Raw genomic sequence first — 14,625 nt, forward strand, 5'->3', positions numbered from 1 at the left:
ACATGGTGAGGCCCAGTCGGCGCACTGCCCTACGTATCGAAACCGACCTGAAGGAGAAGGCTTATTTCGCGTTCAGATTCTAACCGTATGCTCCCCCAAGCGGTGCATGCGGTGCTCAGTCCGCACTGGGCTCTCTAGGGCTGAGAGTGGTCCCCATGTTGGGGTCATGGCTTAGAGATGCATAGGCGGCGACTAGATGGGCCGAAGCGTTTTGAAAAATCTCTGAGATGCGTTCGAAGAATGCGACACGCTCTAAGCTGCTGAGCTCTTCGACTGTCTTGCTCCCTCCAACGGCTGCTTCGACTTCGGATGATGAAAAGGCTGAATGCATTTCTAATGCACGCCCGAGCCGTGCCCATCGCTCGATTTGAGCTTCCACGGAACAATGATTTACTCGTGCAGCTTGGGTAGCCGCAGCCAAAATCTCGAGCTTGAGAGATATGGTGCCGCGGGCATCAGTCATTTAGACCTCCACATGACGATCGCCATTTAGCACGAAAGAGATGGCAAACCGCCGGCCGTAAAGAAGAACCAAACTTCGTTCGATTTTCCCATTCAAAGATGTTAATTTCAGCGACGCACTCACGCAGCAGTCCCATGGCCGATATGGTCGAGCAAGCTTTCTACTTGTTGCGACCCAAAGTCTGTATCAAGCAAGTCCAGCGGAGCAATCTCTGCCAATGCAGAGGTAGGCCGCCGTAGCCAGTGGTACGCCTTCTCGCGGTTAGCGAAAGTGTCCTCCGCCTTTAGGAGGACTTTAATAACGCGGAAGAGGCGGGCAAATTGTGCAGACGTGAGCCCGCCCGAGACCATGGAATTCGCCGAACTTAAATCGGCTCGCACCAACTTGTTCAATTCGGTCGCCGTTAGCCGACCGGTTTGCAAAATTTCTAGTGCAACCTGCACCGGCAGTCCTTCGAGGGGAGCTTCGGTTAATTTAATGTCACCGTTATTGAGTGTCACAAGGAAGCTCAGATCTTTTGGGATCAAAGTGGGCATGAATGTTGCCGCCACCGCTAGCCCGAGCTTCAGCTCGAACGTGAGGATTGGGATGGTATAGTAAGCCGCCTCGGCTGCAATCAGGAAAACGGAGTGAACTGCCCCGGATTTGCCGGAGGCTTCAAACCTTGAGAGGTTGGAGCCATGACGAAGAAGACGTCGAACCGGTTTTCGCCTGAAGTGCGGCAGCGAGCAGTACGGATGGTGCTGGACCACGGGGGCGACCATGCGTTGCAGTGGGCTGCGATCGGCTCGGTTGCAGGCAAGATCGGCTGCACGGCCGAGACGCTGCGGAAGTGGGTGCGGCGGGCCGAGCTGGACTAGGGGCAACGGCCTGGAGCGACGACCGAAGAGCGTGAACGCATCAAGGCGCTGGAACGTGAAGTCCGAGAGCTGCGGCAGGCCAATGAGATCCTGAAGAAGGCGTCGGCCTATTTTGCGATGGCGGAGCTCGACCGCCGGTCGAAGCCATGATCGCCTTCATCGACGATCACCGGGCAGCCTATAGGATCGAGCCGATCCGCAAGGTGCTGCGGATTGCCCCGTCGACCTACCACGCCCATGCTGCCGTCCGGGTGGACCCGGCCAAGGGCTCGGCCCGCAGTCGGCGTGATGCCGACCTTTGCGCCGAGATCAGACGGGTCCATGAGGCGAACTTCGGCGTCTATGGCGTACGCAAGGTTTGGCGCCAGCTCCGCCGCGAGGGCATCCCGGCGGCCCGCTGCACGGTGGCCAGGCTGATGCGCCAGATGGGCCTGCAGGGCGTAGTCCGCGGCAGGTCGACTTGTACGACAGCGCCGGACAAGGCGACGCCGTGCCCGGCCGACAAGGTAAACCTGCAGTTCCAGGCGCCACGACCGAACCAACTCTGGGTGCCCGATTTCACCTATGTCGCCATCTAACAGGGCAACGCCCACGTGGCCTTCGTCATCGACACCTTCGCCCGATGTACCGTCGCCTGGCGGGTATCGCGTACCGCCCATGCGAGCTTCGTCCTTGATGCCCTGGAACAGGCGCTGCACGACCGCCGTCCGCTGAAGGGCGGTGGCCTCGTGCATCACAACGACCGCGGAAGGCAACCCAGGTTCAAGCGGTCGTCGCAACACCGGAGGGCGTTGCTATTGCGGTTCGCAGGTAACATCGCCTACCGGGCTTCGACACCGCATCGCCCACCCCCTAGCTTATGGTATGATGCTCACGCCTAACCCAGCTTGCAACCGAACAGTTTACCATGATTATGGCGACGCCGGCTAACTTGCGGTAAGGGGTCCTTATCGCAGGTGAGGGCGCGCTGAAGCACGTTGGCCGTGCGCTTCAGCGTTACGCTGGGGATGCGGCGGGCTTGCCCTTCTCGACCGTGAGGGTGCTGATCAGCTTCGTGACGGCCGGCCCATTCTTTGCGCTGTGAGGGACACCCTGCGGGATCTGAAGGCCCATGCCGGGCTTCAACTCGATTGAGTCGCGCCCTTCAACGTAGAGCATACCGGTGCCCTCCAAAACATAGCCGGTCTCAATTCCTGGATGGACGTGCTGCTCGACATCGGAGTTCGGCGGCACTTCGACGAGGACTTGGATGACCACATGGGTGCCGCCCGGTAGCTCAGTTTGGTTGAGGACCGTGCGTTTCAGCCCGGCGCTTTGGAGCTGCGGCGCCTGCTGGACTTCGGCCGCCGTTGCGACCAGACCGGCGGTGGAGCAAATCCAGCACGCCGAAAACACTCTCCGTGTGAGCATCCTTAGACCTCCCTCTTCGCTGGTTTTCCGGCAACTTATTGAGATGTCGAGGCTGCAGACATACAAGCAGAACTTGGCCGGCGGACCTGGATGCGCCCCCGACATTCGCAGCGTGAACCTGCCTTCTCCCAACGGGAGGCCGAGCTTGGCCGCCTGATGGGCCGCGGTCTCAATCTCGATGCCCTGCTTCTGCGCCGCGGCCTTGAGCTTGAGGTAGACGCCGGTCAGCCGGTCGAGCTCGGCATCGAAGGTTGCCTTGTCGGGGCAGGTCCTGCCGGGCTCGCTCATATCCCGATCCACCGCCGCCAGAACGGCCGCCTAGCCTCGGCCAGCGCCCCTCACCTTCGCCAGCCTGGCTCCCCGCACGGCTCGGAAGCAGATCGCCCTCCTGGCCAGGCAGCCGGCGATGTCGCTGCAGGATCGCGTGCGGCTCGAGCGGCTCCGGCAATGGCTCCAGGGGCAGCCGGTCGCGGTGCGGCTGCCGGCGGATCAGGTGCAGTGGCTGGACGGGATGTGGCGGTCGGCCTTCGGCGACGGGTAGCCGCGCGGGAGCATCTGTTCGGGTCACTCCCTGACGGACGGCTGTGCAAACATCGCAGCGGCCCTGAATAGAGAGAGGAGGTCCCCATGGCATCGCAGACACCGGCCCTCGACCTGATCCGACTGGTAAACGGCTATCAGATTTCGCAGGCGATCCACGTTGCGGCCTCGCTCGGCATCGCCGACCACCTCGCCGCCGGGGAGCGGACCAGCGACGATCTCGCCGCCGCGACGGGTAGCCATGCACCCACCCTTTATCGGCTGCTGCGAGCCCTTGCGGCCGCTGGAGTGTTCCACGAGGGGCCGGATAAGCGGTTTGCGCTAACGTCGATGGGCGAATGCCTGCGCTCCGACGCGCCTGTCCCGGTGGCGCCTTGGGCGACCCTCATCGGGCGGCCCTTCGAATGGAACGCCTGGGCGCACCTGCTACACAGCGTTCGCACGGGCGAGAACGCCTTCCGCTACATGCACGGCAGCGGCAATTTCGAATACCTGTCTAGGCACCCGGAGGAGCAGGTGATCTTCGATGGCGCAATGTCAGCGATCTCACGCAGGCTCTCTCCCGCAGTGCTCGCGGCTTACGACTTTTCGTTGTTCCACCGGGTCGTCGATGTGGGTGGAGGTACGGGCACACTGCTGGCCGATATCCTCGCGGCCCACCCGCACCTTCGCGGCGTCCTGTTCGACCAGCCGCACGTTGTCGAGCGGGCAAGGCCGGTACTGGAAGCAGCAGGCGTTGCCGACCGGTGCGAGATCGTCGGGGGCAGCTTCTTCGAGGCCGTGCCAGAGGGTGGCGACGCCTACCTGCTGAAATTCATCGTACACGACTGGGACGACGCGGCCTCCACGGCGATTTTGAGGGCCTGCCGCCGTGCCATGGAACCAGAGGCGAAGCTACTGGTGCTGGAACGGCTGATTGGGCCTCCGAACGAGGGGGCGGACACCAAATTTACCGACCTCATCATGTTGGTCGAGCCCGGGGGCCTGGAACGGACACCCGAGGAATTCGAGTCCTTATTCACGGCCACCGGCTTCCGCCTCGCCAGGGTCGTGCCGACAGCGACGGCCCTGAACGTAATTGAGGGATTGCCCATAGAAGGGGGCGCGGCCAAGGGCTGACTAAAGTCACCTGCTAGGCTGGAGTAAGCGGGTGTTACCGCAGGTGATAGAGCGCACAAGCCATCAGTTCAGTACCCGTTCGAACAGTTTGTGATTTGAAATGATGCGGATGCAGAGGAACTATCCGCGCGTTTAGTCGCCCGACCTAAAACGTCGGATGGTGGAGACGAGATTCCGTGGCTTATCCCCTTGCCATTTCCGTTGCCGTTTCCGGCCAAGCCGTGCAGCTCGCTCATCTTGTTGTACGAACTGCAGCGTTTGCAGCGTTGATATCACCACTCCTGATCGTTTGGCTGATCTGGTAGGCGGGGGTTTATCGAATGTGATCCTCCCGGATCGGTGCCCCCCGCTGGGGCGCTTGGGCGATGGCCAGCACCGCTGCTTCTGGAATGCGCCACGAGGGGGCCGCTTGAGCAGCCCCCTTCATCACAGACGAGCTAAAAACTCTGTCGTTCTCTTCAGCGGTTGGTATCTGATTTATTTGACTTCCCAGGAACACCATCACCGCCGCCGTTTCCATAGCCATTATTCGGATGCTTTTTGGAGTGTTCAGGCGGAGGCGGTGGCGAGCAACAGGGGTCGCACGGGTTACACGTATAAGTGCCACCGCCAACATATTCAGCTTCATCGAGGGTCAGTTCGCGCAAAGACGAAGACATGTTCCATCCCTTTCTGCTGCCGCATCTATTAGATGCGGCGTTGGCCGGCAGTATTCATTTCGTATACATGCCAGCACCTAATATGTGCGCATTTTGGCAAGGGGGCCGTCAATAAAATCGCGAATTTCTTACAATCTATTATTACGTAGAAGCGTTCTACTAGCTGCCTTGTTGGTATAGACTTTGTGTCTATTCATCCGAACACTTTTCGCCACCACGGCCGCGGCGGGGCCTCGAGCTGCTTCGTTAAAAGCTGGTTCAGCCAAGCCTCAGCCCTGCGTCAGCATCGCCCAAGCCGCAGCACCGCCCCGCACATGGACAGTGGCTAACCTGTGGAACGGGGGTGTTATCGCAAGCGAACCTGTCCCTTCTAGTCGTTCGCAACCGGACGGCTGAGCGTTGAAGACGGGACATAGAGTGCAGCTATGCCGCGCTTCTTCCTGCATGTCCGCCAAGGCCAAGAGTTGATCCTCGACCCGGAGGGGGCCGAGCTACCCGATCTCGGCGCTGCCCAAGATGAGGCACGCGTCAGTTTTCGGCTGCTGGTCGCCGACCGCCTGCGCAGCAGCCGCAGCAGCAAGATAACGGACGTGCAGCAGATAGAAGTTGCTGACGATGCGGGGCAGGGCTTGGCGACGGTCCACTTCCACGACGCGCTAGGATCGCTGGAGTGGAGGCTTATCACAAGTGAAGAAGCGCCGACCTCAGCCCTTCCTCATCGCTCACGGCACCCAAGTGACCGCATGTGCGTTCATCCCTCGCGTCACCGCTGGAGGGCAGGCCTATGCAATGCCGCGTGTGCGACACCCCATACATGATCGCTCCCGGCATTGGGCCTTACTGCCCGGAGCTGGAATGCGACAGCCACGAAGGGAAAAGCCTGGGCGATCTTGAAGTTATCGACCGGTTCGAGGTGCAGCGTCGGCAGCGGGACGGCAGGGTTTTCGCCGGTATTCCCGACGCAGCACTGGTCAGGTTGAGGGCGCTGTGTCGGGCGGACTGCAAACGAACCGAGGCCATCTGGCGCGCGACTAAGACCAGAACTCGTTGCTCGGGCTGGTGTTGATAGCCGCGGCATCCGACATTCGCGGCATGAGCCTGCCGCCCCCTGACCAAACGCCGCCGGCGAAGCCGAAGATCACGCTCGAGGAGCACCGACGCCGCGACGCTGATCGGCTAGGGACTATCCGGTTGCGGATGGCCATCGGCCGGAAGATGGACGAGCGCGGCATCATCACGCCTTCGGAGATTGACGCTGCTCTCGGGATGCAGGCGGCTGAGGCGACCAGCATGCTGAACCGGAAGCAGTGGCGCGAAGGCGACATGGCGTTGCTTGAGGGTTTACCCGGTCAGCTTGCTCGGACGGGAGGGGGCAGCACCTTGCGTGTCCAGTCGGTCGCGCTCTCGTATGCTCGGGCGAGCTGGAGCACACCGAGGTCGTCGCACCAGCGGCCAATGATCTGGAGGCCCATCGGCAGGCCTCGCGGGTCGAGGCCGGCCGGCATGGCCATCGTCGGTAGGCCGCACAGTGTCGGCAGGGCTACCACCTCCATCCAACGATGGTAGGAGTCCATCGGAACGCCATTGATCTCCTCGGGCCAGTGTATCTTGGCGTCGAAGGGGAACACCTGTGCAGTCGGCAACACGAGGCAGTCGAAGCGCTCGAGCAGGTTGCGAACCGCCTGGTACAGTTCGGAGCGGGCCAGCGATGCGGCGAACACCTCCTCGCCGGATAGCTTGATCCCGGTCTCCACCTCCCAGACCGCCTCTGGCTTCAGGCGAGCGCGCTTCACCGGGTCGGCATAGAGCGGCCGCAACGCACCCGCGTTCAGCCAGCTGCGCAGCGCAACGAAGCTGTTCCAGATCCTCTCGCGCGGGAAGTCCAGCTTGGCCTCTTCAACAGCACAGCCGATCACCCCGAAGGCGCTAAGTGCATTGCGGCACAGGTCCAGCACGCCGGGCTCGAAGGGAAGCTGCTCGGCCAGGCCACCAAGCCAGCCGACGCGCCGACCGCGTACGTCCACCTCCAGGGGGCGGGCGAAGACGCCTGGGTCCTCCCCAAGCGAGAGCGGGATGCGGTCGTCCGGGCCGGCCATGATGGCGAACAGCATGGCGGTGTCCGCGACGCTGCGGCCCATCGGTCCCTCGGTGCCAAACTGCTGCACGAAGACCTCGGGCGTCGGCCCGTTCGGCACGCGTCCGCGCGACGGGCGGAGGCCGACCACGTTGTTCCACCCGGGTGGGTTGCGCAGGCTGCCGGCGAAGTCGCTGCCGTCCGCCACTGGCACCATCCGCAGCGCCAGCGCCGCCGCAGCGCCGCCGCTGCTGCCACCCGCCGTCCGCGATGGGTCGTAGGCGTTGGTCGTTGTCCCAAAGACCGGGTTGTAGGTCTGCGAACCCATGCCCCACTCCGGGGTGTTCGTCTTGCCGATGACGATCGCGCCCGCGGCGCGCATTCGCTCAACAACGATCGCGTCAGCCTGGGGGACATGCTCCTCGAACAGCGGCGATCCGAAGGTGGTGCGCAGGCCCGCCGTGGCGGCGAGGTCTTTCACCGCGTGCGGGAAGCCATGCATCCAGCCCGCCGCCTCTCCGCGCGCCAAGCGGTCGTCACGCTCCCGCGCCTCTGCCATCAGGACCTCTCGCGGGCGGAGCGACACGATGGCGTTGGCGCTTAGGTTTACTCGCCCGATGTGATCGAGATGGGCCTCCATCACCTCACGACAGGAGACCCGCTTCGCATGGATCGCCCGCGACAGCTCTGTCGCATCCAACATCACCAGTTCAGGGGGACTGCTCGCCGGCGGCACGTCGGCAGCGGTGCCGTTGGTCTGTCCGGGCCTGCCCTGGCCACCCGCCGTGGCCGAGGGTGGGGTCGGCTCTGGCCTGTCCGCTGCCATGTTCCTAGCCCTCCGACTGGGCCATCGTCGGCCCAAAGCCAAACGCTAGTCCCTTCTGAGGCTGGCAGTGGGGCTTTCCGCCCCCGCAACCTCGTTTGTCCCCCGCTCGGCTGCCGGAAGTGTGGTGCCCAGCCCAGTCAGGCGTGGGTCACCTGGCAGGTTGGAATGAACTGAGGCCGCCGCAGTTCTCAGATGGCTGGAACAAAGGCATCATCAGTTGCGATACCCTCGGCCAGTAGCCTGGAAGTTTCGGGGAGGTGCCCCGCGCCGCCCAGCGCCGCCCTAACGGCCCAGCATCGACCCGTGCACCCAGCCGAAGGGTTGGTCCTCACCCACCTGTAGCCAGCCGCCGGGTGCCTCGCCGAAGACCCGCAGCGTGGAAGCGCGCGGAACGATACGTACTACAGCCCCACCGCCACCCGGTTGGTTGCGGATATTCACTGGATGGGCTGCAGTCGTAGTCACCATTGGCCCGGCAGCTATAGGAGGTGATGCAGGCCCCGGTGACACTGGCACCGGTGAGCCGGCTACGACTGGAGCCGGCGTGTTAATCGGTGACGCCGCACGCTGTTGGGCAAGTGCCGCGTCAAGTGGCAACGGCGGCAAGGCGCGCGCCTGCAGGCGCCCTGTCGGTGGGCCGCCACCCTCGAAACAGCGGTCAAGCATCTCGACGAAGACGCGGCCTGCTTCCGAATTGGACATGCCAATCACCAGGTCCGTCCGCTCAATCCTTCCCTCATTTAGGGTCACGACCGCGACGAACGGGATAAAGGGATCGTTGGCCTCGCCGGTCGGGTTGACCTGACCGCAAACAGCGATGGTGTTCGGCACCTGCTGTTGCCAAGCCTGCATCGCGCGCATCTGCATCTCACCCATCATGCGCAACCGGGCTCGTACCTGCGCCTCTGCAGCTTGGCGTGCGGCTGCAAGGACGGGCCCAGGGCCAGGTGTGTTCTTCGGCGGGTCATCGCAGGCCGTGAGCGCCACCGCGATCAGTGCGAGGAAAGGCGCGATCAGCTTGCCCATTTTGGGTCCCTATCAGTGGACGGGCCTTCTTCTAAGCCAGACGCAGGTATTGCCAAGTTGTTGGATTGATGGACGCGTTTGACCGCGCGGCACGACACCTGTCGTGCTTACGCGGCCATCTGGACGCACGTCTTCTGTCGCCCGATCCGGAAGGCCTTGGCACGGGCATCGCGGTACTCAGCAGCCGTCATCAAGTGCCGCCGCGGACGAAAATGGCCATAGATCATCGCTTGGGATGATAAGAAGCGCTGCGCCTGCTTCGGTGACTTGAACCGCTGCGTCTGCCGCTCTCGGCGCCGCGTCGGCCGGTGCGAGTTTTCGGCCCGGTTGTTCAGGTAGCGACTGGTCCGGTGCTTCACCTGGTGCAAGATGTCACGGTGCGCAACGCCGTAGCTGTGCAGGCCCTCGGTGACGAGGCGCTTTGGCTTGTACTTCAGCCCGGCGAGCAGGCGCTTAAGGAAACGCTTGGCCGCCGTGGCGTTTCTGCGGTCCTGAACCAGGATATCGAGGACGACGCCGTGCTGGTCGACGGCGCGCCAGAGATAGTGCAGCTCGCCGTTGACTTTCAGAAACACCTCATCGAGGTGCCAAGTGTCACCCGGCTTGGGCCGGCGGCGGCGAAGCTTGCGGGCGAAATCGGCTCCGAACTTTAGGCACCACTGCCTTATGGTCTCGTGGGTGACCGTAATGCCCCGTTCGGCCAGAAGCAGTTCGACGTCCCGGAAGCTCAGGCCGAAGACATGGTAGAGCCAGACCGCGTGACTGATGATCTCGGCCGGAAAGCGGTATCCGGGGTAGGTGGCAGGCTCGGACGTCATCAACCCAGATTGGCCCAGCCGCTTCGTTCCCGGTAGAGGCCGATAACTTGGCAATGCCAGCCTAATCGCCCCGACAGAGTCCCCGAGGCGCCCAGCCGTGCTCATGCGTGCGGATGGCCCATGGGCGGTTGAAATCGTGCAGCACCAGGGCGAGCGCTTGGCGCTCCTCGGTGCCGGTGATGGTCAGTCGGTGCGCCACCCCCGGCGGCACCATCACTGGCGCGCCGCCGGGGCGCCCGACCATCCGGCCGGCGGGCGTCTCCATGCATTCCTCGCCTGCGAGGGTGAGGATCACTTCCGGGCCGGGATGGTGGTGCACGCCGGTCTCGGCGCCGGGCAGCATGATCCCCTGCATGTAGACCGCCGTGTAGGGAGTGCCGGCCTCGATCCGCAGCGGCCCGATCTCGGCGAGGTGCTCGCCCCTGGCCGGTCGATAGCCCGCCTCCGCGATGCTCATCAGCCAGAGCCGCCCGAGCGCCTCCACGACCGCGCCGCGCTGGCCACGCGCCGCCTCCGCCGCGGCCCGGCTGGGATAGGCGGCGATGTTCCAGTGCAGCGGCACATCGGTGGGCAGGGAGCCGAGCCGGTGCTCGACCATGATGTAGCAGCCACGCTCCATCTGGCGCTCCGCCACGGGCACGCAGCCGGGCGGCCCGCGGCGAGGATCGAGCTGCGCTACGGCGGGCGTGGCAAAGGTCGCGGCCAGCGCCGCGGCCAGGGCCGGAATAGCGAGCCGTCCGGCGCCGGGTGTGGGGAGCGAGGGCAAGCGCATTGCTGTTGCCTCCTTCGGCCGGGGCACAGGGGCCAGACCGCATCCGAACAGTCCCACAGGCGGGATGGGGCAGGCAACTGGGTCGAGTGCAGCTGTATGCCGTGCTGAACACAAAGCGTGGATAGCAGTTGGCCCATCTGACTTGTCCCATCGGGACCTATCGCAGGTGATTGATTTCGGGTGGTCGGCCTCGCCGCAGGGTCCGAGTTCTGCCAGAGTTCTGACGTCGCCCGGCAAACGGCTGAGGTTGGCCAAATGCAGTCTGTCCACTTTGTGGGACGCATGCCGTCAAAGCGTACGTTACTTTTGAAGCCGAACCCAACTCGAAGCGGACCTTCTGTCTGGCCCTGAGTGCTGAAGATCCAAATGCCTGTCCGAGTGACTCTTGCGGTCGAAGGTGACGCCTGATGCTGCGCGAGGGCGGCGCGTATGTCCGGCTCAGCCTTCGTCTTTTAGGTAGGATGCCAGACCGCGGCCGAAGCTCCAATCCTCCCCGCTCCGCCCATTCGGCGACAGCACGATGATCACGTCCTCGGGGCGCAGGCCGGGCGCTTCCACCAGATTGTCCACAATCGCCCGATAAAGCGCCTTTTTCTGTGTGGCATCGCGCCAATCGCTGTGGACGATATGAATTATGACTAAGTCATCGGTGCGGCGGATGTTCAGGTAGTTGGGATCGTAGATGAAGTCCTCGCGCGCGAGCTGATGCACGAGCTGGAACCTGTCCAGGGCTGGCGTTGCGAACGCCTCGACAAGCCCGCGCTGGATGCCGTCCGAGATGGCGGCGATGTGGGCGCGCGACTTGCCCTTGATGAGTGCGATGTTGACGAGCGGCATGACTGTTTCCTGACGTTCGAGACGCGCCGCGACCGTTCTCCACGGCCGACATGCGCTGGCTTGCGGCCTTCGCGCGGCACTGAAGCGCTCTGGCAATTGAACCTAGTCGGTCGACCACGTTGGCAAATACCCGCTTCCTGACACCAGGGCGTGCGAGGCCCCCGTCAGCCGCCGATAAGCCATCCGACAACGGGCGAGCCAGGAGCACGGGCGGCAGCAAGCATAGCCAGCGCACCGGCCGGCAGCACGCCGAGCGCAGCGACGCCGAGGGCCGCGAGGAGCCTACGCATGGGCCGTCTCCTGCAGGCGCCCCGCGATGAAGCGGTGCTCTTGCGTAACCCCGTCGAACCCGTAGGCGGCGCCCGGAGCCTTATGCATGAGGATGTAGCTTTCATCGTGCAGCGGCGCGCTGAGCAAGGCGCTCATCTCGCCGGACAGCGCGCGCACGTAGTCGGCCATGTGCGCATTCGTGTTGGTGCTATCCGCCACCTTGATGTGCAGCCAGAAGCTCGCCTCGTCCGATTCGGAAAGAGAGCGATCTCCAGCAAACCAATGCTCTGGCGCGACGTCGTGCACCGCGATCTTGGCGACTAACGGATCTTTGCGGGCGTGCTCAGCCGTCAGCGCTGACAGACGTGTGGCGATGTGCGTCGAGCGACCGGGGTCCGTATGGGTGGAGACGACAAGATTGAGAATCGGCATGGCGTTGGCTCCGGTAGGAGGCGGCCCGATGCCGCCCTGGGAGCCTTGATGTGCTCTTTTTTAACGTTGCAGAATATCGAATAATATTGCCTATAAGCTTCGAAAGTCTTGAACTGTGAGACTCCTCGATCCTGATCTGCTTCGCACCTTCCTGGCCTTTGCCGACGCCGGCACCTTGGCCCGTGCCGCCGCGGCGGTCGGCCGCACGCCGTCGGCCGTGACGGCGCAGGTCCAGCGCCTCGAAGCGGACCTTGGCACGCCGCTGCTGGCTGCCGCCGGGCGCGGCCGCGTGCTGACCGAGGCGGGCGAGGCATTGCTGCCTCACGCGAGACGGATCCTCGATGCCCACCGCGACGCGCGCCTTGCAGTCTCCGGTGTCGGCGCCGCGGAACCGGTAGCGCTGGGCGTCACCCAAGATTTCGCTGACACCGCTTTGCCCGATCTGCTGCGCGCCTTTGCCGTTGCGCACCCGAAGGCCCGGCTCGATTTGCGCGTCGGCCGTTCCGCTGCGCTGCTGGCGGATCTCGCCGTAGGGCGGATCGATCTCGCTCTCGTCATGCGCGGAGGCGACGCGATTGGCGAAGAGGTTGCCGTGCTGCACGAGCCAATGCGCTGGCTCTGCGCCCGCGACGGCCTCGCTGTCCCAGTGCGGGAGGAAGTCCCGCTCGCCGTGCTAGATCCGCCCTGCGGATTTCGAGATGCTGCACTCGACACTTTGGCGAGGGCGGGGCGGGCGCATCGGATTGCCGCCACGAGCCCGAGCCTCGCGGGGCTGCGGGCGGCCGTGCGCGCCGGCTTGGCGGTGACGGCTCGCACCGGCCGGCTCGCCGGCGCAGGCGTCGGCGTCGCCCCGCGCGCGCTTGCCCTGCCCCCGTTGCCGGAAGCGGAGTTCAGCCTGCGCCTCCGCCGCAGCCCCGGAGCGGAAGCGGCGCGTTTGGCCGAGCTACTGGCCGACGGTCTGCGCAACAAGGGTACCATTCTAGACCAGATGACCGCCTGAGGCGGGGGGTGGTCCGCCTCGCACTGTGCAGGAGTGACGAAGGTTGCGCCGGATGGCCGGCGCCTTGCCTTGGCACAGGGGAGACTTATCGCATGTGATGAAGCTTCGACCCGCCTGCGGCGGTGCCCTCAGCTAAAATCGATCGCCCCTGTAGCTGCATCGGTCAAAGTTGGCCGAAGCATCCCAACCCAAGCTACCGCCGAGATGGGTGGAAAGCGGACGTTCGCCTTATCAGGACCCAGGGGGTGGTGGTCCAGCTCGCTGCCAACTTTCTCTTGTTATCGCCCAGTCCACTTCCTGCCATCCGCGAGCCTGCATCCAGTCCGGTCCCATTCGCCGGGCCACGATCTCGGCTCCAAACCACCGTGCCAACTTCTCGACCCGGCGGTTGCCGCTGGCAGTATCCCCGATGATGGCTCCCAGGTTCAATGTCTCGAACCCGTACCGGACCAATGCGCCGGAAGCATCCAGCGCCACTCGGAAGCGCCCCCACTCACTTGGTGCCAGCTCAATTCCGAGTACCGCGACGGTATCGTCGACCTTGCGAAGCCCGCCGCATCCAAGAAGGCGTCCGGTTCTGACTTCACAGATCGCGAGCTGCATATTCATTCGCGGTCGATCCCGCTGCCACTGCAGAAATAGGTCAAACAGCTTGGTTGGGCGCTCCGTCTGCTGGTCGAAGTCATAAAGCCGCAGGTAACGTGGATCAGTCTGGTACTCGATGAAAGCTGCCCGATCCGCTTCGGTGAAGTCGCGTAGAAGGATGCGTCCTGACTTGATCGAAAGAGCCTGCATGGATGCGAGCTTGTCTATGGTCCCCAACGTCCGCAATGGGTCGACTGCGGCGGTAGCGCGTGCCTGACAGGAGCGAACGCCAGTCGGTAGGGCTAACCTGTCCCATCCGGGGCTTATCGCATGTGATCGAGTTTAAGCGGTTGGCTCTGCCGCCGAATCCGAGTTCTAACAAGCCCTGCGGTAGTCCAAGCGGTTGAGGTTGGCCGAAAGAGGAATGGCAGTTCCAAGGTGCTCCGAGAGCAAAGCGGACGTGTTGGTGGTTAGATAGTTTACCGACACTCAACCCGAAGCGGTCCTGGTCAGTGCGGTGTCACGCTGCGGGAATGTGGGTCATCGTTCCGATACAAGTCTCGTCAGCGCCGGCCTGCATGGCGCTCGTCGGCTCCTCCCAAGTGGTCTCGATGACAGCGCGGGACCGAGCCTGCTGCACCTCGATTGCCCATACCACGTCACCGGTTTCACCCGCGCGCGGCCTGGGGCCATCCAATTCGCCTTGCGGGTCTCGCACCACTCTTGCAGCGTTCGAGGCACCACGGTTGGGCAGGACGCTCGCTGCGGCGGCCCGATGTGCATTCAAACACGCTTCGGCACTGCGCAGATTCAGCCGGAACAGCATCACGGTTACTCGGCTAAGCCGTCCACCGTCGAAGGTAACGTCCACGGAGGTGTTGGAAAATCCGGCCTTGGCCGGAGTGTAGGGTTGGGGTGGCCATCGGACCTGGCG

At 63.7% G+C, this 14,625-nt stretch carries 16 protein-coding genes, 1 pseudogene and 1 other annotated feature; of the genes and pseudogenes, 5 read left to right on the forward strand and 12 right to left on the reverse strand.

The features are described 5' to 3' along the window. Positions 1-115: 115 nt before the first annotated feature. A complete protein-coding gene (locus JMJ56_RS30760) occupies positions 116-463 on the reverse strand; it encodes a TA system antitoxin ParD family protein (RefSeq protein WP_202835580.1) in 348 nt (115 codons plus the stop codon). Between the two features lie 119 nt (positions 464-582). Beyond that, entirely contained in the window at positions 583-999 is a 417-nt protein-coding gene (locus JMJ56_RS30765; protein ID WP_202835582.1) for an antitoxin Xre/MbcA/ParS toxin-binding domain-containing protein, read from the reverse strand. Positions 1,000-1,143: 144 nt separating this feature from the next. Between JMJ56_RS30765 and JMJ56_RS30770 the strand changes: the two are divergent. Further along, positions 1,144-2,078: pseudogene (locus JMJ56_RS30770) on the forward strand (IS3 family transposase); the annotation flags it as partial. Beyond that, positions 1,428-1,544: a sequence feature (AL1L pseudoknot), on the forward strand. It overlaps the preceding pseudogene by 117 nt. A 241-nt stretch (positions 2,079-2,319) precedes the next feature. Here JMJ56_RS30770 and JMJ56_RS30775 read toward each other — a convergent pair. Then, a complete protein-coding gene (locus tag JMJ56_RS30775; RefSeq protein WP_202835584.1) occupies positions 2,320-3,021 on the reverse strand; it encodes a cupin domain-containing protein in 702 nt (233 codons plus the stop codon). Between the two features lie 118 nt (positions 3,022-3,139). Between JMJ56_RS30775 and JMJ56_RS35120 the strand changes: the two genes are divergently transcribed. From JMJ56_RS35120 to JMJ56_RS35835, 3 genes are all read left to right on the forward strand, one after another. Next, positions 3,140-3,274 carry a hypothetical protein gene (locus JMJ56_RS35120; protein WP_268885172.1) on the forward strand — a complete coding sequence of 45 codons (135 nt, stop codon included), beginning with the start codon at positions 3,140-3,142 and terminating at the stop codon, positions 3,272-3,274. 86 nt (positions 3,275-3,360) lie between these two features. Next, a complete protein-coding gene (locus tag JMJ56_RS30780; RefSeq protein ID WP_202835585.1) occupies positions 3,361-4,392 on the forward strand; it encodes a methyltransferase in 1,032 nt (343 codons plus the stop codon). Between the two features lie 1,084 nt (positions 4,393-5,476). Then, complete coding sequence (locus tag JMJ56_RS35835; RefSeq protein WP_407927975.1) at positions 5,477-5,869, forward strand: DUF6894 family protein; 393 nt, start codon at positions 5,477-5,479, stop codon at positions 5,867-5,869. 531 nt (positions 5,870-6,400) lie between these two features. Here JMJ56_RS35835 and JMJ56_RS30790 read toward each other — a convergent pair. From JMJ56_RS30790 to JMJ56_RS30815, 7 genes are all read right to left on the reverse strand, one after another. Further along, positions 6,401-7,951, reverse strand: a complete 1,551-nt coding sequence (locus tag JMJ56_RS30790; protein ID WP_202835589.1) for an amidase — start codon at positions 7,949-7,951, stop codon at positions 6,401-6,403. Positions 7,952-8,233: 282 nt separating this feature from the next. Beyond that, positions 8,234-8,977, reverse strand: a complete 744-nt coding sequence (locus tag JMJ56_RS30795; RefSeq protein ID WP_202835591.1) for an SH3 domain-containing protein — start codon at positions 8,975-8,977, stop codon at positions 8,234-8,236. Between the two features lie 107 nt (positions 8,978-9,084). Beyond that, on the reverse strand, positions 9,085-9,795 hold the full coding sequence (locus tag JMJ56_RS30800) for an IS6 family transposase (RefSeq protein WP_202835593.1): 711 nt from the start codon (positions 9,793-9,795) through the stop codon (positions 9,085-9,087). Positions 9,796-9,856: 61 nt separating this feature from the next. After that, positions 9,857-10,567: a cupin domain-containing protein gene (locus JMJ56_RS30805; RefSeq protein ID WP_202835594.1), complete on the reverse strand. Its 711-nt coding sequence runs from the start codon at positions 10,565-10,567 to the stop codon at positions 9,857-9,859. Positions 10,568-11,005: 438 nt separating this feature from the next. Further along, a complete protein-coding gene (locus JMJ56_RS30810) occupies positions 11,006-11,404 on the reverse strand; it encodes a tautomerase family protein (RefSeq protein ID WP_202835595.1) in 399 nt (132 codons plus the stop codon). Between the two features lie 164 nt (positions 11,405-11,568). Further along, positions 11,569-11,694 carry a hypothetical protein gene (locus tag JMJ56_RS35125; protein ID WP_268885173.1) on the reverse strand — a complete coding sequence of 42 codons (126 nt, stop codon included), beginning with the start codon at positions 11,692-11,694 and terminating at the stop codon, positions 11,569-11,571. Continuing rightward, positions 11,687-12,106 (reverse strand): tautomerase family protein, encoded by a 420-nt coding sequence (locus tag JMJ56_RS30815; RefSeq protein ID WP_202835597.1) that lies wholly within the window; start codon positions 12,104-12,106, stop codon positions 11,687-11,689. Before JMJ56_RS30815 ends, JMJ56_RS35125 begins: the two co-directional genes overlap by 8 nt. Positions 12,107-12,221: 115 nt before the next feature. Here JMJ56_RS30815 and JMJ56_RS30820 point away from each other — a divergent pair, with 115 nt between their 5' ends. Then, positions 12,222-13,106: a LysR substrate-binding domain-containing protein gene (locus JMJ56_RS30820; RefSeq protein ID WP_202835599.1), complete on the forward strand. Its 885-nt coding sequence runs from the start codon at positions 12,222-12,224 to the stop codon at positions 13,104-13,106. Between the two features lie 231 nt (positions 13,107-13,337). On the opposite strand, the gene JMJ56_RS30825 is transcribed toward JMJ56_RS30820, so the two are convergent. After that, positions 13,338-13,901: a GNAT family N-acetyltransferase gene (locus JMJ56_RS30825; protein WP_202835601.1), complete on the reverse strand. Its 564-nt coding sequence runs from the start codon at positions 13,899-13,901 to the stop codon at positions 13,338-13,340. A 310-nt stretch (positions 13,902-14,211) separates the two neighbouring features. Further along, positions 14,212-14,625: hypothetical protein (locus JMJ56_RS30830; RefSeq protein WP_236038945.1), on the reverse strand; the 414-nt coding region annotated here is incomplete at its 5' end.

Origin of the sequence: Belnapia arida (assembly GCF_016773205.1) — a bacterium.
Classification (GTDB): Bacteria; Pseudomonadota; Alphaproteobacteria; order Acetobacterales; family Acetobacteraceae; genus Belnapia; species Belnapia arida.

What these genes read in the sequence shown, in the direction of transcription:
- JMJ56_RS30760 (WP_202835580.1), bottom strand. Translation starts at nt 463, where the DNA reads ATGACTGATGCCCGCGGCACCATATCTCTCAAGCTCGAGATTTTGGCT.
- JMJ56_RS30765 (WP_202835582.1), bottom strand. Translation starts at nt 999, where the DNA reads ATGCCCACTTTGATCCCAAAAGATCTGAGCTTCCTTGTGACACTCAAT.
- JMJ56_RS30775 (WP_202835584.1), bottom strand. Translation starts at nt 3,021, where the DNA reads ATGAGCGAGCCCGGCAGGACCTGCCCCGACAAGGCAACCTTCGATGCC.
- JMJ56_RS35120 (WP_268885172.1), top strand. Translation starts at nt 3,140, where the DNA reads ATGTCGCTGCAGGATCGCGTGCGGCTCGAGCGGCTCCGGCAATGGCTC.
- JMJ56_RS30780 (WP_202835585.1), top strand. Translation starts at nt 3,361, where the DNA reads ATGGCATCGCAGACACCGGCCCTCGACCTGATCCGACTGGTAAACGGC.
- JMJ56_RS35835 (WP_407927975.1), top strand. Translation starts at nt 5,477, where the DNA reads ATGCCGCGCTTCTTCCTGCATGTCCGCCAAGGCCAAGAGTTGATCCTC.
- JMJ56_RS30790 (WP_202835589.1), bottom strand. Translation starts at nt 7,951, where the DNA reads ATGGCAGCGGACAGGCCAGAGCCGACCCCACCCTCGGCCACGGCGGGT.
- JMJ56_RS30795 (WP_202835591.1), bottom strand. Translation starts at nt 8,977, where the DNA reads ATGGGCAAGCTGATCGCGCCTTTCCTCGCACTGATCGCGGTGGCGCTC.
- JMJ56_RS30800 (WP_202835593.1), bottom strand. Translation starts at nt 9,795, where the DNA reads ATGACGTCCGAGCCTGCCACCTACCCCGGATACCGCTTTCCGGCCGAG.
- JMJ56_RS30805 (WP_202835594.1), bottom strand. Translation starts at nt 10,567, where the DNA reads ATGCGCTTGCCCTCGCTCCCCACACCCGGCGCCGGACGGCTCGCTATT.
- JMJ56_RS30810 (WP_202835595.1), bottom strand. Translation starts at nt 11,404, where the DNA reads ATGCCGCTCGTCAACATCGCACTCATCAAGGGCAAGTCGCGCGCCCAC.
- JMJ56_RS35125 (WP_268885173.1), bottom strand. Translation starts at nt 11,694, where the DNA reads ATGCGTAGGCTCCTCGCGGCCCTCGGCGTCGCTGCGCTCGGCGTGCTG.
- JMJ56_RS30815 (WP_202835597.1), bottom strand. Translation starts at nt 12,106, where the DNA reads ATGCCGATTCTCAATCTTGTCGTCTCCACCCATACGGACCCCGGTCGC.
- JMJ56_RS30825 (WP_202835601.1), bottom strand. Translation starts at nt 13,901, where the DNA reads ATGCAGGCTCTTTCGATCAAGTCAGGACGCATCCTTCTACGCGACTTC.